Annotated in this window: 17 protein-coding genes; 16 read left to right on the top strand and 1 reads right to left on the bottom strand. The window is 66.8% G+C overall.

The features are described from left to right. Position 1 precedes the first annotated feature (1 nt). From ACGFZQ_RS24650 to ACGFZQ_RS24620, 7 genes are all read left to right on the top strand, one after another. The gene (locus ACGFZQ_RS24650; protein ID WP_393842119.1) at positions 2–1,582 is read left to right on the top strand and encodes an AMP-binding protein; all 1,581 of its coding nucleotides are present in this window, start codon (positions 2–4) and stop codon (positions 1,580–1,582) included. 190 nt (positions 1,583–1,772) lie between these two features. Next, entirely contained in the window at positions 1,773–2,237 is a 465-nt protein-coding gene (locus tag ACGFZQ_RS24645) for a PhzA/PhzB family protein (protein WP_393842118.1), read from the top strand. A gap of 16 nt (positions 2,238–2,253) precedes the next feature. Continuing rightward, positions 2,254–2,874 carry an isochorismatase family protein gene (locus tag ACGFZQ_RS24640; protein ID WP_393842117.1) on the top strand — a complete coding sequence of 207 codons (621 nt, stop codon included), beginning with the start codon at positions 2,254–2,256 and terminating at the stop codon, positions 2,872–2,874. Between the two features lie 160 nt (positions 2,875–3,034). Continuing rightward, positions 3,035–4,750, top strand: coding sequence for a chorismate-binding protein (locus tag ACGFZQ_RS24635; protein ID WP_393842116.1), 1,716 nt, complete (start codon positions 3,035–3,037; stop codon positions 4,748–4,750). Then, positions 4,747–5,598: a PhzF family phenazine biosynthesis protein gene (locus ACGFZQ_RS24630; protein ID WP_393842115.1), complete on the top strand. Its 852-nt coding sequence runs from the start codon at positions 4,747–4,749 to the stop codon at positions 5,596–5,598. Before ACGFZQ_RS24635 ends, ACGFZQ_RS24630 begins: the two co-directional genes overlap by 4 nt. Next, positions 5,595–6,245, top strand: coding sequence for a pyridoxal 5'-phosphate synthase (locus tag ACGFZQ_RS24625; RefSeq protein ID WP_393842114.1), 651 nt, complete (start codon positions 5,595–5,597; stop codon positions 6,243–6,245). Before ACGFZQ_RS24630 ends, ACGFZQ_RS24625 begins: the two co-directional genes overlap by 4 nt. Then, positions 6,242–7,330, top strand: a complete 1,089-nt coding sequence (locus tag ACGFZQ_RS24620) for a hypothetical protein (protein WP_393842113.1) — start codon at positions 6,242–6,244, stop codon at positions 7,328–7,330. Before ACGFZQ_RS24625 ends, ACGFZQ_RS24620 begins: the two co-directional genes overlap by 4 nt. Here ACGFZQ_RS24620 and ACGFZQ_RS24615 read toward each other — a convergent pair. Beyond that, a complete protein-coding gene (locus ACGFZQ_RS24615; RefSeq protein WP_393842112.1) occupies positions 7,306–8,271 on the bottom strand; it encodes a helix-turn-helix transcriptional regulator in 966 nt (321 codons plus the stop codon). The two genes, ACGFZQ_RS24620 and ACGFZQ_RS24615, sit on opposite strands and share 25 nt — an antisense overlap. A gap of 129 nt (positions 8,272–8,400) precedes the next feature. Here ACGFZQ_RS24615 and ACGFZQ_RS24610 point away from each other — a divergent pair, with 129 nt between their 5' ends. The 9 genes from ACGFZQ_RS24610 (at position 8,401) to ACGFZQ_RS24570 (ending at position 21,555) form a co-directional block, all read left to right on the top strand. Next, positions 8,401–9,717 carry an FAD-binding oxidoreductase gene (locus tag ACGFZQ_RS24610; RefSeq protein WP_393842111.1) on the top strand — a complete coding sequence of 439 codons (1,317 nt, stop codon included), beginning with the start codon at positions 8,401–8,403 and terminating at the stop codon, positions 9,715–9,717. Between the two features lie 24 nt (positions 9,718–9,741). Beyond that, positions 9,742–11,469 (top strand): ABC transporter ATP-binding protein, encoded by a 1,728-nt coding sequence (locus ACGFZQ_RS24605; RefSeq protein WP_393842110.1) that lies wholly within the window; start codon positions 9,742–9,744, stop codon positions 11,467–11,469. Then, positions 11,466–13,406, top strand: a complete 1,941-nt coding sequence (locus ACGFZQ_RS24600; RefSeq protein ID WP_393842109.1) for an ABC transporter ATP-binding protein — start codon at positions 11,466–11,468, stop codon at positions 13,404–13,406. The genes ACGFZQ_RS24605 and ACGFZQ_RS24600 overlap by 4 nt, the downstream gene beginning before the upstream one ends. 143 nt (positions 13,407–13,549) lie before the next feature. After that, positions 13,550–13,936 (top strand): phosphopantetheine-binding protein, encoded by a 387-nt coding sequence (locus ACGFZQ_RS24595; protein WP_393842108.1) that lies wholly within the window; start codon positions 13,550–13,552, stop codon positions 13,934–13,936. Further along, positions 13,929–16,436: a type I polyketide synthase gene (locus ACGFZQ_RS24590; RefSeq protein ID WP_393842107.1), complete on the top strand. Its 2,508-nt coding sequence runs from the start codon at positions 13,929–13,931 to the stop codon at positions 16,434–16,436. The genes ACGFZQ_RS24595 and ACGFZQ_RS24590 overlap by 8 nt, the downstream gene beginning before the upstream one ends. A gap of 10 nt (positions 16,437–16,446) precedes the next feature. Beyond that, positions 16,447–18,624, top strand: coding sequence for an alpha/beta fold hydrolase (locus ACGFZQ_RS24585; protein ID WP_393842106.1), 2,178 nt, complete (start codon positions 16,447–16,449; stop codon positions 18,622–18,624). A gap of 29 nt (positions 18,625–18,653) precedes the next feature. Further along, positions 18,654–19,406, top strand: a complete 753-nt coding sequence (locus ACGFZQ_RS24580; protein WP_393842105.1) for a lipocalin-like domain-containing protein — start codon at positions 18,654–18,656, stop codon at positions 19,404–19,406. A gap of 132 nt (positions 19,407–19,538) precedes the next feature. Further along, positions 19,539–19,724 (top strand): group II intron maturase-specific domain-containing protein, encoded by a 186-nt coding sequence (locus ACGFZQ_RS24575; RefSeq protein WP_393842104.1) that lies wholly within the window; start codon positions 19,539–19,541, stop codon positions 19,722–19,724. A gap of 409 nt (positions 19,725–20,133) precedes the next feature. Beyond that, the gene (locus ACGFZQ_RS24570; RefSeq protein WP_393842103.1) at positions 20,134–21,555 is read left to right on the top strand and encodes an FAD-binding oxidoreductase; all 1,422 of its coding nucleotides are present in this window, start codon (positions 20,134–20,136) and stop codon (positions 21,553–21,555) included. The last annotated feature ends 125 nt before the right edge of the window (positions 21,556–21,680 follow it).

The following is a 21,680-nucleotide window of genomic DNA, read 5'->3' as shown; positions in this document are numbered from 1 at the left end:
GATGGTGCACGGACTGATCGACTGGCCCGCGGAAGCCGCCTCGAAGTACGTCAAGGCCGGCGTGTGGCGGGACGAGAATCTCTACGAATGGCTGGTACGGGGTGCGGACAGCTACCCGGAGTCGCTGATCTGCGACGGCGAGCTGCGGCTGACGAGACCCGAGTTCGTCGCCCTCGTCGACCGGATGGCGAACGCCCTGCATCGGGCCGACGTCCGGGCCGGCGAGCACGTGGTGCTGCAGATGTCGAACCAGATCAGTGGACTGGCCTGCATATTCGCCTGTACGAAGATCGGCGTCATCCCACTGCTGGCCATTCCTCAGCTCGGAACCCATGAGCTGCTGTCGTTCATCGACAGAATCGGTGCGACCACGCTGGTGGCCACGCCGGACTGCCTGGAGACCTGTCGGGCCGCCGGAGCGTCGAGGCCGGCCGTGCGCAACGTTCTGAACACCGTCTCGCTGCTCGAAGAGCCGGACACCGAACCAGAATCCGGTTTCCGACGCACAGCGCCGGACTCGGTCGCGGTACTGCTCGTGTCCGGAGGAACGACCGGCCTGCCCAAGATCGTCCCTCAGGTCCACCGGGCCTGGCTGTACCTGGGGCGGTGCGTGGCAGATCGCTGTCGCTTCGATCCGCGCAGCGTCTATTTGGTCGCGATGCCTCTCGCGCACGGGTGGGCGATGTGCAACACACTCGCCGTCCTCGACGCGGGCGGCTCCTTGATCATCTCACCGACACCGGCTCCGACGGTCGCTTTCAGCCTAATCGCGCAGTACGGCGTCACACGCACCGGCCTGATCCCGCCTCTGGCGGCGCTGTGGACCGACGCGGCTGTGGGAACGCCCCATGACATCTCGTCATTGCAAACGGTGCTGATCGGCGGCAGCAAGCCGTCGGCCGACGTGCTGAACGGATTCCGCAAGGCCTTGAACTGTGGCGTCCACCAAGGGTTCGGGATGACGGAAGGATTGTGCGGCGTTCAGCCGCCGGACCTGCCGCACGACCAGATGGTTGCCAACCAGGGTGTTCCCCTTTCACCCCTGGACGAGCTGATGGTGATCGACGAGGCCGGGGATCCGGTCGGGCCCGGCCAGGTCGGCCAGTTGCTCACCCGCGGGCCTTACACGATCCGCGGATACTACGCCGACGGCACGAGCAACTCCACGGTGTTCACGGCGGACGGCTGGTACATGACCGGTGATCTCGTCCGTCTGGACCGTGACGGTGCGGTGTCCTTCGAAGGACGCATCAAGGATCAGATCAACCGCGGTGGCGAGAAGGTGTCGGAGCGCGAGGTCGAGGAGCTGCTGCGCCGGCATCCCGGTGTCCGCGACGTTGCCGTGGTGGGAGCGCCGGACGACCGGTTCGGCGAGGCGGTGGTCGCCTTCGTCGTCGGTGACGAGTTGCATCAGTCCGACGTCGCGGAGTTCCTCGTTGCCGCAGGGGCAGCCCGGTACAAGATCCCGACGACGATCCATCCGCTGACCGAGATTCCCCTGACGCCTGTCGGCCGGGTGGACAAGTTGGAGCTGCGGCGCCGAGCAGCATCCCCGAAGCCTGTCGGCGGCAACCGCGAATGACCCGAACCACGACCTGGTCCGGGAGCCACGCCGCCTGATCGGCGTCGCCCGCGGAATCCGGAATCCGTACTTCGGCGATATCCCGACCACCTGGGTCGATCCCTTGCAAGCGCACGACGGCTACCTGTCCGAGTTTCTCATGGCGACCCGCGGCTATCGCGAGTCATGACATCTGACGAAGGAAGACGACATGCTGCCTGACGAAGAGCGCGCTCGTAACCGCGACGTCGTACGACGTTACCTCGCCTGTAAGGGCGAGGAGCAGCGACGAGCCCGCTATGAATTGTTCGCGGCCGACGGCCAAGCCGGCCTCTGGACGAGCGACAAGCCTGATCCGATCGCCACACACGGAAAAGAGAAACTGCGGGACCACGGCGTCTGGTCCCTGCAGTGCTTCCCGGATTGGGAGTGGTACAACGTACAGATCTTCGACACTCAGCACCCGACATTCTTCTGGGCCGAGTGTGACGGGCGCGGTGCCATCCGGTTCGAGGGTTATCCGGACGGCCACTACGAGAATCACTTCCTCCACTCGTTCGAGTTCGACGCCGACGGCTTGATCCTCCGGCAGCGCGAGTTCATGAATCCGCTGCGGCAGTACGAGGCACTCGGCATCGCCGTACCGCAAATTGTCCGGGCCGGTATCCCGACCTAGAGAGGGAGTGCACAGAATGCAGCCCATTCCAGCCTACGAGCTGCCACGATTCCGGTCCGGTGGTCCCGGCGACCGGTGGCAGGTGGAGTCGCGGAGCGCCGCCCTGCTCGTCCACGACATGCAGGATTACTTCGTCAACGCGTTCGAGCCGCCACTGCGCACGGCATTGGTCGACGGCGTCGCCCGGGCGATCGGCTGGGCGCGCCAGGCGAAGGTCCCGGTGATGTACACCGCGCAGCCCGGCAGCATGTCTCCTGATGAGCGTGGACTCCTTTCGGACTTCTGGGGCACCGGTATGGCTCGGCGAGCCAACGACATCTCGATCGTCGACCGGGTCCGGCCGGACGGCTCCGAGCCGGTCTTCACGAAATGGCGTTACAGCGCGTTCGTCGGGAACGGGCTCGAATGGGCTTTGCGTCGACAGGGCATCCACAATCTGGTGATCGCGGGTGTGTACGCCAGCGTCGGCATTCTCGCGACTGCTCTCGACGCGTTCAACAAGGACATCCGGCCGTTCGTGCTGTCCGACTGCGTCGCCGACTTCGACGCCGACGGCCACACTGCCGCACTCGACTACGTCGCGCGGTATTCCGGCCGGGTGATCAACCTGAACGAGTTGAGCGCCAGTGCCAACTGACATCGCCGCAGTCGTCTCCGGTCACGACTACGCGCTCCTGCACCGGCCGGAGTCCGGTGACGACCGAGTGACCTGTCTGATCGGCAGCGCATCCGTACATGAGTCGGTGAGTTCGGCCGCGTCGGCCGCACAGGCCCGGGACCTGCCGAGTCTCCTCCTGGTGCCGTTCCGCCAGCTGACCGAGCGCGGCTTCGACGTACTCGATGACGACGAGAATCTGCTCCTGCTGACCGCCCGCGAGCTACACACGTTCTCGCCGGCCGACTTCGAGAGCCTGTCTGGCGGGGCGAAGCCCAAAGCCGAGAACGGCACGTTCCTGGACACCGACGCGGAGTACCGCGCAGTGGTGCAACGGATCATCACTGAAGAAATAGCCCACGGCGCCGGCTCGAACTTCGTCATCAAGCGCACCTATTCGGCCGACCTCGACGGGGTCGACGATCTCGCGATGCTGACGGCGTTCGCTGATCTGCTCCGGAACGAACGCGGCACCTACTGGACCTTCCTGGTCCGGACCGGCGACCTGTATCTGATCGGCGCCACCCCCGAGCGTCATGTTTCAGTGAGCCGCCGGCGGGTGACGATGAACCCGATCTCCGGAACTGTCGCGCGGGGCATGGCCGACCCCGACACCGAGAAGGCGCGGCTGCTCGGTTTCCTTGCCGACCCCAAGGAAGCCGACGAGCTCTCCATGGTTCTGGACGAAGAGCTCAAGATGCTGGCGTCCTTGTGCGAACCGGGTTCCGTGGCGGTGACCGGTCCGGGTCTGCGGCACATGTCGCGGGTCACCCATACCGAGTTCACGATCGAGGGTACGACCGGTCGTCCGCTGGCTGACGTCCTCGTAGACACCATGTTCGCGCCGGCCGTGACCGGGAGCCCGATCCGTAACGCGTGCCGGGTGATCGCTCGGCACGAGCCGCACGGACGGTCTTACTACGCCGGCTATCTCGGACTTGTCGAGCCTGCGGGCGACTCGACGTACACCTTCGACTCGGCCATCAACATCCGTTCGGCACAGGTGCGGTGGCATGGTGACGCGTGGAGGATGCGCACCGACGTGGGAGCGACACTCGTACGCAACTCGTCCCCGCAGCGGGAACTTGCCGAGACACAGGCCAAGGCGGCCGCCATCCTGAGTGCTGTGTGTGCCGAGACGGTAGTACCTGGGGATCTGGGACCGCGCCGGTTCGATCGCCCCGAGCCCCCCGCCGCGGACGATCCCGATCTGGTGCGAGCCATCGGCCAACGACGCAGCGACATCAATCCGTTGTGGTTCGGCGGGGCCACCGCCGAGTACGGTGTCGCCGCCCGGCGGGCGGTCATCGTGGACGCCGAGGACGACTTCAACAGCATGCTGGCCCATCAGCTCAGCGCGTTTGGATATGCCGTCGACGTCGTGCCCAACGAGCACGCTGTCAGAGCGCTGGACGACGACACACTTCTGATCTTCGGCCCTGGCCCCGGCGATCCGTGCGACGAAAGTGATCCGAGGGTCGCCGTCCTGGAGCAGGCGCTGACGAAGGCCCTGACGACTTCGAGGCCGTTTCTCGCGGTGTGCCTCAGCCATCAGATCCTCTGCCGCATCCTCGGCTTCGGCATCCACCGGCTCGCGGTGCCGAACCAGGGAACAGCCAGAAACGTGGACTGGTTCGGCAGCCGCAGACGCCTCGGCTTCTACAACGCCTTCGCGGCCACGCCCGGGAAGACGACCGACCCGCGATACCCCGTCGAGGTCGCCACGGATTCTGCCGGAGACATCACCGGATTGACCGCGGAGACCTTCGTATCCATGCAGTTCCATCCCGAATCCGCCTTGAGTGTCGACGGTACGACCGTCCTGGCTGATGCCCTGGCCCGGCTGGAGCGCCGATGATCCGTCACCCCTACCTCCTGATCGACGTCTTCGCGAGATCGGCGTTCCACGGCAACCCGGTCGCGGTCTTCTTCCCCGAGACCGACCTGTCGGACCGGGTCATGCAGGCGATCGGGACCGAACTCAACCTGTCCGAGGTCGCCTTCGTGACGCCGACCGGGTTGCCAGCCTGTTTCCGGGCGCGGATCTTCACGCCAACCCAGGAGCTGCCGTTCGCCGGCCATCCGATGATCGGCATTCTGGCCGCTCTGCACACCCAGTTCGACGTTGCGGGCGATGTTACGGTTCGCGTTCCGCGCGGCAAGGTGGCCGGATGGGTGGAGCCCCGAGGCGAAGAGCTCTGGGCCGGATTCACTCTGCCGGTACCGCGGCCGTCTCCGGCGGAGATTCCCGCGGCCGAGATCGTCGCGGCACTGGGTGCCGCGAACATCGCTCCGATCGAGCTGTACGACGTCGGTGCCCGGCACCTCGTGGTCGCGCTCGACAGCCTGGACTCCCTGCGGGACCTACAGCCGGATCACACCAGGCTGGCGAAGTTCCCCGATGTTGCCTTCAACTGCTACGCCGGCTCGGGGACGACGTGGCGCAACCGCATGTTCTCTCCGGCGTACGGCGTCGTTGAGGACGCCGCGACCGGGTCGGCCGCGGGTCCGCTGCTGGCGCACGCCCACACCTACCGGGATGCGCCGACCGGTCGTCCGTGCCGGATCGAGCAGGGCGTCGAGCTCGGCCGACTCGCTGAGATGCACGTACAGCTCGAACCCGTCGGCGACTCGCTGCAGTCACGAACCTGGGGCCAGTGCGTGACCGTCGGCAGCGGAACACTTGAGTATCCGGAGGACTGGTGAGCGCACGGCACGAGAGCCTGTCCGGCCTGCACGACGTTGCCTTTCCGGAGTGGGACAACGATCCGCCGCCGGAACCGTTCGAGTTGCTCTCCACCTGGCTCGACGAGGCCGAACAGCAGGGTTGCGCGGAGCCACGCGGCGCTGCGGTCTCCACCGTGGACGGGAGCTTCCGCCTGTCCTCACGAATGATGACGATGGTGGAGCTGACCGCTCGCGGGGCGGTCTTCGCCACGCACACCACCAGCCGCAAGGCACACGACATCCGCGCGACGAAGTCCGGAAGCGCCTTGTTCTACTGGCGCGAGATTGGCCGGCAACTGCTCGTCGCGGGGACCTTCGAGCTGGTCGACGAGCAGAAATCGGAGTCGCTGTGGCGCAACCGGCATCCGGCTCTGCACCCGATGAGCAGCTTGTCCCGGCAGAGCGAGGTACTGACCGACCCCACTGAGCTGCGCGATCGGGTCCGCCTTCTCGAGGCCGACGCGCCACAGCGACCGGCCGTGATCGCACGACCGGCCAGGTATGTCGGATATGAGCTGTGCGGCACGCACATGGAGTTCTGGTCGAGTGCCTCCGACCGCCTCCACCGGCGACTTTCGTACAAGTGGAGTGGAGGTCAGTGGTGCGTGCGCAGACTCCAGCCGTGACGACGGGAGCACTCCCGCTGCGGCTCGACACCAGCCGCACCTGCTACCTCTACGCGGCGATCGCTTCGTCCGTCATGGGAACTCTCGGACATGTCACGTGGCTGGAGGAGCGCATGCTGGCGACACGTGGCTGGTACAACGACCACGGCGAGGCCTACACCGACTTCCCGCGGCTGGGTGAGTACCGTGACGTCCTGACCGAGGAGCTGTTTCGTCAGCACGAGATACCCGACAGCGAGAGCGCGGCGGAGCTGATCGTCGAGTCGATCCGCGCTGGTCGGTACCTCACAGTGTTCCTCGACCGATCACAACTCGGCCCGTTCTTCGGCCGACAGTTGCCGAGCTTCCCGCACGAGATCCTCATCTTCGGAGTGGACGCGGACCGCGAAGTGGTTCATTCGGTGGATTACGACGCCGCCGGACGCCTCGCCATATGCCGGTATCCGCTGGGAGCGGTGGCTGCCGCCATGCCGGACGTACAGCGCCTCAGCGCTCCCGGTGACGTCCTGTATGTCGCACAAGCCTTGTCGCCTGGTGAGCCGCCTGTCCCGCGCGACGTCACCCGGGCGGCCGCCGCGGTTCAGGCGTTCGCCGAGGCGGCGGTCGTCCATCCGGGGGCGGTGCAGTGGTGGCAGCCTGCCGACCTGCACCCTGTCCAAGACGCCGAGTATCTGTACGGGTGTGATGTCATCGACCAGCGGCTGTGCCTGGACGATGCGTTCTCCAGCGCCGACATGCACCTGCAGAACGTGCAGCTGGTCCTCGAACAGGCGGTGGCCTGCCGGAAGCTGATCGCCAGATACATCGGCGCGGCGTCGTGCCCGGTGCTCGCCGCACACGATCAGGTCGTCCAGGAGATGCGGGCGCTCAAGATGTCGGTGCTCGCCCATCGCCTCAAGGGCCTCCGATTGCGCAACGATCCCCGCCCCGATCGATGGAAGGCGGCGGTCCAGCGCTCGTGCGCGCACTTCGCCGAGGTCGTCGAAGCGGCCGCGGGCGAGAACGACCCTGCTGCCTTGGCCAGGAGCCACGCGCTCGGTTGCCGGCCAGGTGTCGCGGGTCAGGACGTTGGTGACGGCGCATAGTGATGGGCGAGATCGATGGCGAGGTTGCGGAGGTGAGCCCTGGCTTCGGCGGGGCCGTGCACAGTGATGGCGCTCCCGAACGGCAGCAGTGCGCGTACGTCCTCCAGATGCAGAAAGCGGATGGTCACCTTGCGGCCGGTGGCGGATTCTTCCTGGTCGTCCCGGACAAGTCGTTGGCCGAAGATCCGTTGCGCTCGCTCGATCTGGGTCCGGTCGATGGTGGCGCTGACCTCTGTCGCGTGGTCGTGCTCCCACTCGTCGATGAGCGCTGCGGCGACGGTGGCCAGGGTCTGGCTCTCGCGGATCCGTCGTGGTTGGTCGACTTCGTTCCACGTCGTGATCCGTTCGAGCCGGTACATCCGGGGCACTCGGGCACAGTCGGCGACGAGGTACCAGCTGCCGGCCTTGGCGAACAGCCCGTAGGGATCCACGACCAGGGTGCGTGGGCATGACGCGCGTGGGCTGTCGTACTCGATCCGTAGTCGGCGGCCTCGCCGCACTGCGCCGATCAGCGAAGCCGGAGTCGTGCCGGAGGCTCGTGCCTGACGCCAGGGACGGCTGTCCACGTGTACGACGTCGGTGAGCGGCAGAAGTTCATGAACTCGACGTGGCTGTACGGCGGCGATCTTGGAGAGCGCGCGTCGGCTTTCGACCGATGCGTCGAGCTCCGCACGTTGCTTCTCGTCCAGCCCGGTGAGCGACAGATGATCGCGCTCGTCCGGTGTGAGCCGCGTGGGGTCGAGTCCGGACCCGGGCAGCATGGTCACGCCTCCGAGGCGGCCCCGGTGTGCGGTCACCGGCAGACCGGCGTCGCGGAGCCAGTTCAGGTCGCGGGTGATGGTTCGAAGGGACACGCCGAGCGCCGAGGCGAGTTCCTGTGTGGTCACGCCGTCCCTCGCATTGAGGAGCAGCATCAGGTTGAAGAAGCGATCTGGGGTCACACACCCGATCTTTACAAGAATTGCGACACGATGCGGCGCATATTCCGGTCAGGCTGGGGGCTGCGTACCTTCGACCTGCCTGTTCGCCGAGTGGGCGCGCACGCACCCCGATCCAGAAAGTTGCTCGCGATGAGTGCCAACACGACCGACGCCGCATCACCGGTGGCGTACCACCCAGGCTCTGCCGAGTACGACGAGCACCGTGCCGGCTTCCAGTTGCGGGACAAACATCAGCCGGCTCTGGTGGTGGCGGCACGGGACGCCGACGACGTCGTGGCGGCCGTCCGGCACGCCGCGGGGGCGAGTATGCCGATCGCGGTCCAGGCCACAGGACATGGACTCGCCGACCCGCTCGCCGGTGAAGGTGTATTGGTGTCGACGCGAAGGATGGACGACGTCGATGTCGACCCCGACGCCGGCACCGCACGGGTGGGCGCCGGAGCGCGGTGGAGCGACGTGATCGAGGCCGCTGCACGCTACGATCTGGCACCGCTGTCCGGGAGCTTGCCCGGTGTCGGCGCTGTCTCTTACACGCTCGGCGGCGGCATCGGGCTGATGGCTCGTCGCTACGGCTTCGCCGCGGACCATGTCACGCGCTTGGATCTGGTCACCGTCGACGGCTCCCTGCTGACAGTTTCGGAGTACGAGGAGCCGGACCTGTTCTGGGCGCTCCGCGGCGGTGGCGGGAGCTTCGGCATCGTGACCGCGCTGGAGATCGCTTTGATGCCGGTCGCCAAGCTGGTCGGCGGCGGTCTGATGTTCGACCTGGGCGAGACGCCGGACGTGGTCGCAACCTGGTTGCACTGGACGGCGACAATGCCTCCGGAGATGACCTCGGCGATGACCACGCTTGCGTTTTCGAATCGGCATATGGCACATGTCCAGATCGCCTACCTGGGTTCGGCTGCGGAGGCCGACGAACTGGTGGCCCCGTTGCGGGCGTTGAACCCTGCGTACGACGCTCTGCGGGAGATCCCGTACCAGCAGTCACATACCGTCTTCAGCGAACCGGATCAGCCGCATGCGTATGTCGCCGACAACGTCTTGTTGCGGGCGATCGACGAGGAACGCCTCCGCGACGCCATCGCCACCTCGGCGCCAGGCCGGTCGGTTCCCTCCATCATCTCGGTTCGTCATCTCGGTGGGGCGCTGTCCACTCCGCCGAGGGTGCCGAACGCGGTCAGCCACCGCGAGGCGAATTACCTGCTGTGTGCGGTAGCCCCGACGAACGAGTCGAACGCGGCAAGTGCGCGGGCGCTGCAGGATGAGCTGTTGGCCGGCTGGTCCGAGGCCGCCGTGGGCAGTTCGCCGAACTTCACTCTCGGACGACCCGACCAACGTACCGCCGCGGCAGTGTTCGACGCCGAGCGTCGTGACCGATTGCTGCAGCTGGCCCGTAAGTACGACCCTGCCGGACTGTTGAAACCCAGCTTCGTCATCGCCTGAGCACCTCCTACGAAAGGTTGACCGATGCAGCTGGTCCTTGCGCAGTTCGCCAAGCACCGATGGTGGTTCTCCGGCTTGATCGTCTTTCAGTTGGTCAGCGTCACCGCCACCTTGTATCTGCCGACGATCAATGCGGATCTGATCGACAACGGCTTACTGCGCACGGACGTCGGGTACATCTGGACGGCCGGCGGGTGGATGGTCGTCGTCAGTATCGTCCAGTTGCTGGCAGCGGCGATCTCGTCCTATGCCGGAACGTGCGCGGCCACAAACGCCGCGCACGACCTGCGGTCGGACGTCTACGACAAGATCGCGACTTTCTCCAGCCGGGAACACCAGGACTTCGGCACGCCGACGCTGATCACTCGCAGCACCGACGACGTCCAGCAAATGCAGGCGTTCCTGCTCACCTTCGGCACAGTGGCGGCCGCCGCACCGATCACGATGCTGGGCGGGGCCTATATGGCGTTGCGCGCGGATGCTGGCCTGTCCCTTCTCATCGTCGTGGCAGTCGTCGTACTGGGTGTGGCGTTGACGGTGATCCTTCGCTGGATGACGCGGGTGTCGCGCCGGATGCAGGACCGGCTGGATGCGATCAACCGGGTCCTGCGCGAGCAGTTGATGGGTCTCACGGTGATTCGCGCGTTCACCCGCGAGCGCTTCGAGGCCGAGCGGTTCGGGCAGGTGAACCATGAGCTGGCGGCGGCAACCCGGTCGATGGGGCGGCTGAACGGGACGTTCGTTCCGGCCGTCATGCTGATCACCGATCTGTCGATCTTGGCCGTGGTGTGGTTCGGTGGCCACCGGGTCGAGTCGGGACATCTGCTGATCGGCGGTCTGACCGCCTACGTCACCTACCTGGGCCTGATCCTCGGGGCAGTCATGATGGCCGCCTCGGCGGTGATGATGTTGCCAAGAGTGATGGTCGCGGCGGAACGTATTCAGGCGGTGCTCAACTCCACCCCTGTGCTCCGGCCATCGGGCGTACCCGCCAAGTCGGTCCCGATCCGCGGTGAGTTGGAGCTGCGCGGCGTTGCGCTGCGGTATCCGGGCGCCGATGCTGACGTCCTGTCCGGCATCGACCTACGGGTCGAGCCCGGCGGCACGGTGGCGATCGTAGGATCGATGGGCGCCGGCAAGACCGCCCTGCTGTCGATCGTCGCGAGACTTCAGGACGCGACATCCGGATCCGTCCGGCTGGACGGCGTCGATCTGCGCACCATCGATCTCACGGTGCTGCGCGGTCAGCTCGCGATCGTTCCGCAGCGTTCGCTGCTTTTCAGAGGTACGGTCGCAAGCAATCTGCGGCTGGCCAGGCCGGACGCCACTGACGCCGAACTCTGGAAGGCGCTGGAGGTCGCGCAGGCCCGCGAGTTCGTCGCCGCGATGGACGACGGACTCGAATCACCGATCGTCCAGGGTGGAACGAACGTCTCCGGCGGCCAGCGGCAACGGTTGTGCATTGCCCGCGCACTCGTTGCCGCCCCACGGGTTCTCCTCCTCGACGATCCGGTCTCGGCGCTCGATTCCGAAACATCCGCACGACTACTGGAAGCGCTGCGCACAGCCACGGCCGACGCGACAGTCTTGATGGTGTCGCAGCGGACTGCCGGTATCCGCGGTGCCGAACGGATCGTGGTGCTCCACGAGGGCGGTATCGTCGGCGACGGGACACATGAATCACTGATGGACAGCTGTCAGACGTACCAGGAGCTCGTGGCTTCGCAGGACGCGATCGGGGCGTCGGCATGAGCCGCCGGGAGCGTGTTCAGCTCGAAGACGGCGCGAGCTTCGCCGCGACGTCGCGCCGACTGGCAGGCCTGTTCCGCCAAGTCCGGGTGTCGGTGATCGGTTCGCTCGCTCTGGCTGTGTTCGGCGTACTGGCCTACCTGGTCGGCCCGCGGATCTGGGGCCGTGCGATCGACGCGGTGTTGGCCGGCACCCTGGGCGCCGGTTTGCCGACAGGACAGACCAACGAGGCTGCCGCGCAGGCGCTGCGCGACAGCGGCCGAAACAGCTTCGCGGACATTGTCGAGAGGCTGAACGTCACGCCCGGGTCCGGCATCGACTTCGGCTATGTAGGACATCTATTGCTGATAGCCGCCAGCATATATGGCCTCGGCGCCCTGGCGGGATTCGGCCAGCAGTACATCCAGAACAGCGCGATCGCTCGCATCATGCAAACTCTGCGGAACGACGTCGAGGCGAAGCTCAATCGGCTTCCGGTCCGCTACCTCAATGGCTCTTCGCGCGGCGAGCTGCTGTCACGGATGACCAACGACATCGACAACATCGCGACCTCGCTCAGCCAGACGCTGACCCAATTGCTCTTCGGTCTGCTCACCGTCGTCGGCGCACTGGCCATGATGCTGAGCATCTCACCCCTGCTCACCCTGCTCGCGTTGATCTCGATACCGCTGACCTTCGCCATTGGGGCCGTGATGGCGAAGCGAAGCCAACGGCTGTTCGGCGACCAGTGGCGACTGACCGGAGAACTCAACGCGCATATCGAGGAGTCCTACTCCGGCCACGAACTCGTCACCGTCTTCGACCGTGGAGGGGCGTTCCGCGAGACGTTCGCGAACAGGAACGCCGAGGTGAAGAAGGCGAGCCATCTCGCGCAGTTCGTGTCCGGCCTGATCGCCCCGCTGGTGCTGTTCATCGGAAACCTGAGTTACGTCCTGCTCTGCGTTGTCGGTGCCTTCAGGGTGATCAGCGGGCAGCTGACCCTGGGCGGAGTCGTTGCGTTCGTCCAGTACTCCAGGCAGTACTCACAGCCACTCGGATCACTCGCCTCGATGTCCAACCTGTTCCAGTCGGGTATCGCGTCCGCCGCCCGCGTGTTCGCCCTGCTCGACGAGCCGGAGGAGGACCCTGGCAGCCAGGGACAGCTGCCGGCCGTTCGGCCGCGCCGGGTAACGTTCGAGCACGTATCGTTCGGCTACGACCGCGAGTTGACCATCAAGGACCTTGACCTGGTCGTCGAGCCGGGGCGGACCGCGGCGATCGTCGGCGCGTCGGGCGCCGGGAAGACGACCCTGATGAACCTGCTGATGCGGTTCTACGACGTTGGCAGTGGACACATCCTCGTCGACGGCAGAGACATCACCTCGGTGTCACGGGACGCGTTGCGCTCCGAGATCGGGCTCGTTCCCCAAGAGCCGTGGCTGTTCGGCGGGACCATTCGCGACAACATCGCCTACGGGCGGCCGGACGCCACACTTGAGCAGATCGAGCAGGCCGCTCAGGCCTGCGGAGTCAGCCACATCGTGCACGCTCTTCCACAGGGCTACGACACGGTGGTCGACAGTGGTGCGGACGGACGCCTGAGCGAGGGCGAGCGACAGCTGATTTGCATCGCGCGCGCGTTCATCGCTGATCCAGCCGTGCTGATCCTCGACGAGGCCACCAGTGCGGTCGACGCCCGCACCGAACTCCTCCTGCAACGGGCGACCTCGCGGCTGCGGCACGGCCGCACATGCCTGGTGATCGCCCATCGGCTCTCCACCATCCGCGACGCCGACGTCATCGTCGTACTGCAGGACGGTCGGATCGTGGAGAAGGGAACGCACACGCAGCTGTTGCGAGCCGGCGGTGCGTATCACCGGCTCAGTCAGTACCAGTTCCACGAGCCGAGCGCCTTGCCGATTCCGGAGGAGACAGAGCGATCGCGTCGCCTCTCCCCATGAGCAGTCGAGCCGTGGCGGGGCCCTGGGCGGCCAGGTCTCCTGAGCCGTCCAGCGGCTTCCCTGTGACAGCCATACCCAGAGCCCCTGGGCCCGCAGATCTTACGAATGACCAGCTCAGGCCCACATCAAAGAAGGTAGGACCTGTGAGTGCACAGCCGATTCCCCCCGCTGACGGTGCCACGGACACCGAGCGGGTCCTGGCCGTCATCTGGTCCGAGGTGCTGCAAGTACCGCACGTCGGCGTGGAGCAGAACTTCTTCGACCTGGGTGGCCACTCCGTCCTCCTGCACATGGTCCACGATCGGATCGTCGCCCGTCTGGGCATGAACCCGCCCCTCATCGAGCTCTTCCAGTATCCGACCGTCCGCGGCCTGGCGGCATACCTCGACGGGCAGGCCGCCCCGGGCGCGAAGCTGAGCGTCGGCCGTGGCGAGGCTCTGCGCACCGACGGCCGGGCCAGGCTCGCCGGGAGGCGGGACGGGCGCATCCGCCGGTCGACCTTGTTCGGGGAGGGCGACGACAATGAGTGACCACGTCCGTGGCGAAGTGGCGGCCCGGCAGGGCAGCGGGCAGCAAGAGGATGGCGGTTCATTCGTCGCCGTCATCGGCATGGCGTGCCGTTACCCCGGGGCCGCCGACTCGGATGAGTTCTGGTACAACCTGGTCCAGGGCCTGGAGACCGTCACTCGCTTCCCCCGTCGGTCTGTTCCCGGGCCTGCCGGGCAGGCAGGTGCCGGGGAGTACGTCCCGGCAAGGGGCCTGCTCAAGGACCCCGAGTGGTTTGATGCCGGATTCTTCGGCTTCTCGCCCCGGGAAGCCCGCATCATCAGCCCTCAGCACCGGATCTTCCTGGAATGCGCGGTAGAGGCGCTGGAGAACGCGGGCTGCGACCCGGAGCGCTTCCCGGGGGCCGTCGGCGTCTACGCGGGCAGCACCGACACCTCGTACGCGGATGTCGTCCGTTCCCGCCGCGATGAGCTGCCCTTGGTGACGGACATGGAGATCCTGGTCGGCAACGCGCCGGACTACCTCGCCTCCAGGGTCGCCTACAAGATCGGTCTGCGCGGCCCCGCCGTGGTTGTCCAGGCGGCGTGCGCCACCTCGCTGGTCGCGGTCCACACCGCCGCGCAGGCGCTGCTGGCCGGTGACTGCGATGTGGCCCTCGCGGGCGGTGTGGCGGTCCACGTTCCCGCCAAGGAGAGTCCCTACATCGAGGGCGGCATCCTCTCCCGCGACGGTACCTGCCGCGCCTTCGACGCTGAAGCGGGCGGGACGGTGGGCGGCGATGGCGTTGGCATCGTCGTGCTCAAGCGCCTGTCCGAGGCGATCACGGATGGCGACAGCATCCGCGCGGTGCTGCGCGGCTCCGCGGTGAACAACGACGGAGCCAACCGCATCGGCTACACCGCGCCCAGCATGGAGGGGCAGGCAGCGGTGATCCGTGAAGCGCAGCTTGTCGCCGATGTCGATGCGGCGACTGTCGGCTACGTGGAGGCCCACGGCACAGCCACACCGCTCGGCGACCCGATCGAAATCGCCGCACTGACCAAGGCATTCCGCCAGGACACCGACGGCCGCGGCTTCTGCCGGATCGGCTCGGTCAAGACGAACATCGGCCACACCGACGCGGCCGCCGGCGTCGCCGGACTGATCAAGACTGTGCTCACCCTCCAGCATGGCGTCATCCCGCCGAGCCTCAACTTCACGGCCCCGAATTCGCACATCGACTTTGAAGCGAGCCCCTTCGTGGTAGCCACCAGCACACGGGAGTGGCGGACTGATCAGGGCATTCCACGCCGTGCAGGGGTCAGCTCCTTCGGTATCGGAGGCACCAATGCCCACGTCCTGCTTGAGCAGGCTCCCGAGCCGACAACCACGGACCTCGTGCAGCCCTGGCAGCTGCTTGTGCTGTCGGCCCGTACGCCGGGAGCCCTGGATGCGATGACCGACCGGCTCGCCGCCCATCTGCGGGCGCATGCTGGGGAGCTGCCGCTCGCCGACGTTGCCTGGACGCTGCAGACCGGGCGCCGCGAACACGCCTGCCGCCGATTCGCGGTGGTGCGCGATGCCGACGACGCCATTCGCGTCCTGACCGGCTTGGACCCGGGCCGGTTGATCGACTTCGAAGAGCGAGGGCCGGACCGGTCGGTTGCCCTTGTCTTCCCCGGCACCATCGACTCCTCCCGGACGCGCGATCTGCGCGCGACGCAGCCGGTGTTTCTCCGGGCCTTTGAGGAGTGCTTGAGTGTCGCCGACGCCGAGGAGGCCCCTGCGGAACTCGACGTCTTGGCCACCGAGCTTGCGCTCGCCCGACTCTGGCAGTCCTGGGGTTTACGCCCGGCGGCCGTCGCAGGCAGCGGCGCTGGGGCCGTGGTGGCGGACGTCGTAGCCGGAGTCTGCACAGTGGAGGAGGCGGTCCGCCGGACCGTCACCGGAGCCACGGTCGAACTCCGCACCCCCAGGATCCCCGTGCTCAAGCAGGCACCCGGGCCCGGAGAGGCAACGGACCACCTCTGGATGCCCGTGTTCCCGGAAAGCGGTCGGCAGGACGCGCTGCCCGCCCTGCTGGATGCCGCCGGTCGTCTCTGGCTCGCCGAGACCACCATGCGCTGGGAAGGGCTCCATGCAGGAGTGAGGCAGCGCCGAGTCCCGCTGCCGTCCTATCCGTTCGAACGGCAACGGTACGTCGTGGAACCGCACCCATTCGCACCGCCCCGGACCGGGGTTCCCGTGACTCTTGCCGCCGGTCCGCCGACCGGGAGGGCAATCGGGGCGTCGTCCGACGGCTCGGAGGGCTCCGTTTACCAGGTCGTCGCGGATCTGTTCGCCCAGACGCTGGGCCTGGAGGCTGTCGAGCTCGACGAGAGCTTCTTCGACCTGGGTGGCGATTCGCTCATCGCCACCCAGCTGCTGAGCCGCGCCCGCGAACTCTTCCCCACTGCCCAACTCGACGCCGCTGTCATTTACGAGGCACAGACCCCCGCGGAGTTCGCAGAGTTGATCGACAAACAGACGGCTCCGGCACCCTGAGAAGGATTTGATGATGGAGAAGACATCGCGGCGTACCGGTGCGTCGCAGGGAGGCCGCTGGATCGTCGCCCGGAGGCAGCGCCCGGACGCCGCAGCCGATCTGTTCTGCTTCACCCATGCCGGGGGATCGCCTGGCGAATATCTTCGTTTCGAGGAGGAACTGCCGGAGATCCAGGTGTCCGGCGTCCAGTTGCCCGGCCGAGCATCCAGGCTGCGTGAGCCGCCGCTGACCTCCATGGCCTCGGTGGTCGACGCGGTCCTGGAGGTTCTGCGCCCCGAGCGGCCGTTCGCGTTCTTTGGGCACAGCCTCGGCGGCCTGGTGGCCTTCGAGGTGGCCCGCGCACTCCGCGATGCGGGCCGGGAGTTGCCGCGGCAGCTGTTCTTGTCATCCAGTCCCCCGCCGCCCCTCGGCCGCGGCGGGCAACCTGTTCACACCTTGAGCGACGACCTGCTACTCGCCGAGATCGAGCAGCGCTGGGGTGAGTTGCCGGCAGAGATCCGTGCTGATCCCCGGCTGCTGCAGATGGCCCTTGGCGTCTTCCGCGCCGATATCACGATCTACGAAACCTACCGTTACCAGCCTGGGCCGTTGCTGGACATCCCGGTCACGGCGTTCGTCGGCGACCTGGAATGCGACAAGCTGCGGGTGGCCGAATGGAGCGCCCATACCAGCCGCGCCTTCGAGCTCTTCTGCTTGGCCGGGGGCCACTTCCCCTTCCGGGACGCGGAGCAGCGGCGCCTGATGCTCAAGCAGATCCGGCACGTCATGGCGGCGCCGGAGCCCGGGCTGAGTCCGGGGAACGCGCAGGACGGCTCCCACGACGGCGTCGCCGTCTGGGGTCGGATGGGTGGCCACCGCCTCCTTGCCCTGGCTGCCGAAAGCGCCGAGGGCCTTGAGGAAGCGGTGCGACGCGGCCGGGCGGAATTGACCGGTCAGGTGGGCGCGGCTGCCCCGGACGCCGCGCCGTCGGCCGGGGACATTCCCCTGCTGTACCGCCGGCTCGTCTTCGGCGGCGACCTGAATACGCTCGTGGACGCCCTGGCCAAGCCGGCGATCCCCGCGTCTCGGAACACTGCGGAGCGGCCTCGGGTTGCGCTCGTCCTTCCCGGCCAGGGATCGCAGTACGCTCGCATGGGATTCGCCCTGTGCCAGGAACTTCCCAGCTTTGCCGAGGAGTTCGAGCACGGCCTGGATCTGCTGCGGGAGGTCGCCGGACTGGACCTTCACCCGGTGCTGGCCGGCACTGACAGGGAGGACGCGGAAGCGCTTCGACAGACCGTCGTCGCCCAACCGGCCATCTTCCTGCTGGAGTACGCGCTGGCGAGCACCTGGCAGAAGCTGGGGGTGGAACCTGTGGCGATGATCGGGCACAGCCTGGGTGAGTATGTCGCCGCCACGCTCGCTGGGGTCATGACGCTGCCCGACGCTCTGGAGTTCGTCTCCCTGAGGGCTCGGCTCATGCAGCAGGCCCCGACCGGAGTGATGCTCGCCGTGCCACTGGCGGAAGAAAAGCTGGCGCCGTATCTGGAGATGGGCGCGGACCTGGCCACTGTCAACGCCCCTTCGTCCTGCGTACTGGCTGGAATCGAGCAGGACATCGTGCGGATCGAGGCCCGACTCGCCGCAGCCGGGACGCCGGGCCAGCGGCTACGCGTCTCGCACGCCTTCCACAGCAGGCTCATGGAGGGCTGTATTGAGCAGCTACGCGCGGCCGCCACGCGGCTCACCCTGCGACCGCCTACGAGGGAGTTCGTCTCCTGCATCACCGGCCGGTGGATCACTGCACAGGAGGCAACAGACCCCGACTACTGGGCCCGGCATATGAGGCAGACAGTGCGCTTCTCCGACGCGGTCGGCACGGTGCTGGCCTCCTCGCCGGACGTGCTGCTGGAATGTGGGCCCGGCCAGTCGCTGACGAGTCTCCTCAAGCGCCGTCCCGACCTACCCGCAAACCTGCTGGCGGTGTCCTCGCTGCCGCATCCCGGCGGCCGGATTTCCGAGCCGGCCGGTCTGCTGTCCACGCTCGGGAAGCTGTGGGAGGCCGGTGCGCCCCTCGACCTGGCGGCGCTCACTGGCCCGGCGCCACGCCCGATGTCTGGGCACCACGTTGGTCCCGGTCACTGGGCCGCGTACCCTCGCGCAGCTCGACGACTACTTGACCGCGATCCGGATTGCCCTGAGCGTTGATCAGTTCACCAGGCTCTCCGTTGCGGGACGTGTGCCTGGCTCCGACGTTGTTCAGCGGCCCCTCGATATTGATCACTTGGCCCCACCTGGTCGGCGAGCGGCGCGGGACGCCTCCAAGCGGCCCCACTGCCGCTCGCCTGTGGGTATGGCCACAGGCTGGGGCCACCGCAGACCGTCATCGAACGCCTGACGGCGCCAGCGATGGCCAATTCGGTGGGGCTGATTGCCGACGTCGAAGCCAGTGTGCCGCTCGGCCCACCGCACGAGGTAAATGCCCTGGCCCCAGACGGGTTACTCGGCGGCGACGCGGGCCGCGTGGCCCTGCCCGCCGTTCCCGTCGCGTAGCGCAAGGAGTGAGAACTGTGCCGAGACCCACGACACCATCCGTCTCAGGCGATGAACTTGCCGGAGTCTGGCGGCTCGTGTCCTATCACGACCTGGACGAGCACGGCGCCCGCCACGCAGGCCCGCTCGGGCTCGCGCCGGACGGGCTGCTCTTCTACGCACCGAACGGTCGCCTGTCGGTCACCATGATGCGCACCAGCGCCGCGCAGCCGGGCGACCAAACCTTCAACAGCTACGCCGGGACCTGGCGGCGGGAGGGAGACCGCGTTATTCACGCGATTCACCTTGCCCCCGATCCCGCCTGGGTTGGCACGGAGCAGATTCGGGAGCTGGTCCTGGAAGGGGATCGGCTCCGGCTCTACGGCACCGCCCTGATCGGCCCACCACGACGCCGCGTCCTGGAATGGCACCGGATCGGGTGGGGCGTGGTGGATTGATGCTGGCGGTGTGCAACTGCCGTGGAGAGAAGACTCCTGCACACCGTTCCGGCGATGTAATTAAACCGTGGCCGGGTGCGGTGCCCTGACTCAAATCACGGAAATGAAGTCGTGAGGCCGCGCAAACGCGAAATGAAGGCGATCGTCCGGCAGTTGGCGGGAGCCCCGGTGGCAGTAGTGATCCACCGGCTGAACTTGATCATCCGGAGATGGCCGACTTACTGTCGCGGCGTCGTCTCCAAGGAGTCGTTCGGAAAGCTCGACAGCTACATGTCGAAACTGCTGTCGCGGTGTGCTATGGCGGGCGTCGAAGAATGACCCGAGCATAACCACGTACTCGGCGGGCAGGCGACATCATCGCCCGCATCCGCATCCGCATCCGCATCCGCATCCGCAGGCGGACAGCAAGCACCGAGCACTCCTCCGCAGTGCGGCAGAAAGGTCTGTGCCCCCGCAGTGGGTCGCCTGGTTCACGGCGTCGACGGGGGAAACACACGTCCACCGCCGTCGTTCACCGCAGCCAGGGCGGCTTGGACGACAGGAAGAACCTTGAACTCATCCACGCGGTATGCCACGCCAGCGAATACCGCCAACCCCGGAAACTGGAGCAACAACCATGACCGAACCCGCTGATAGCCCGCTTGAGCCGGATGCGTTGAGAGGCGCACGTCCGCTTCTGAGGGGGGTCCGGCCTGGGCAACCGGCTGGTCCTACCCGACCCGATGACGTGAGCGCGTCCCTGGTCGCGCCCCGCGACTCCGCTACCGCCGGGGAGGTAGATGCGCTGACCGTGGCCGTTCAGGGACCGGTCCTGCTGCCCGGTAGCGAGGGCTATGACGCCGAGAGTGCTGGCTTTCAGGCGGCCTATCAGCACCGTCCCGCCGTTGTGGTGGGAGCCACAACCGCGGACGACGTGTGTGCCGCAGTGCGTTTCGCGGCCGAGCGGAGGTGGCCCATCGCGGTCCAGAGCACTGGCCACGGCATCTCCACGCCACTGAGGGGGGAGGGCGTCCTGATCACCACTCGGCGCATGAACCGCGTCGAGGTCGACGCCCGAGCCGGCACGGCACATATAGAGGCGGGAGCCCAGTGGAAGGACGTGATCCGGGAGGCGGCTCGGCACAGGCTGGCCCCGCTCAACGGTTCGGCGCCGGGCGTCGGTGTGGTGGGCTATCTGCTAGGCGGTGGAACCCCACTGCTCGGACGGGAGTTCGGCTACGCATGCGATCACGTACGCAGCATTGACATCGTCACTGCCGACGGGACGCACCGGCACATCACCGCGGACTCCGATTCGGAGCTCTTTTGGGCGCTGCGTGGCGGTGGCGCAAACTTCGGTGTCGTCACGGCCGTTGAGACGGAGCTTGTGCCGGTCGCTGGGCTGTACGGCGGAGGGCTGTTCTTCGAAGCGGCGGATGATGCCATCGATATCCTGCGCGTTTATAGGAACTGGTCGCTCACGGTGCCGGAGCAGCTGACCTCATCCATTGGGCTGATGGTCTACCCGCCCATGCCTGCCTTCCCCGAGCCACTGCGCGGGCGGTACGCCGCTCACATCCGGATTGTGTTCAATGGTGATCCGGCGGAGGGGGAACGGCTGATCGCTCCGCTGCGGGCAATCGGGCCGCGTCTTATTGACACCGTGACCGAAATGCCGTACGCGCAGGTCGGTTCGATTTACGGCGACCCGGACTTCTCCCATTCCTACTACGGCAACAACATTCTGCTGCGCGAGCTGGATCCTTCCGCTCTGCAGATGCTGTTGGACCTGACCGGCCCGGACGCCTTTCCGCCGTGTGTCGTGGACCTGCGTCACCTTGGCGGTGCGATGTCGCGCCCTCCGGCCGTGCCAAGCGCTGTGGGTGGCAGGAAGGCGCAATACGTCCTGCGTGTGCTCAACGGAATCGTCGGCACGATTCGCGAGGACCCGTTCGCCGACGCCCGCCCCGTACATCAGCGACTCATGCGGGCCTTCAAACCGTGGTCGGTCGGACGCAGCCTCAACTTCGTGTACAGCGACGGCAGGCCGTCCGCACCAGATGATGTACGGGAGTTCTATGATCCAGAGGCATTCGACCGTCTTGTCCGCTTGAAGGCTCAGTACGATGTGGACAACTTGTTCCGTTGCAACCACAATCTCTCGGCCTAAGGGCGTACAGATCTTTAACCTCGATCTTTGGTGACGGTCCGTCGGTTCTTCCGGTGGGCCGTTTCGGCTTGCCGCGTGGATTGTGGGCAGGGTGGCAGCCCGGCTGTCGTGCCGGGTGGACGCCG

The sequence above is a fragment of the Streptomyces sp. NPDC048254 genome, assembly GCF_043201895.1.
Lineage (GTDB): Bacteria > Actinomycetota > Actinomycetes > Streptomycetales > Streptomycetaceae > Streptomyces.
This window is presented reverse-complemented; position numbering and strand designations above follow the sequence as displayed.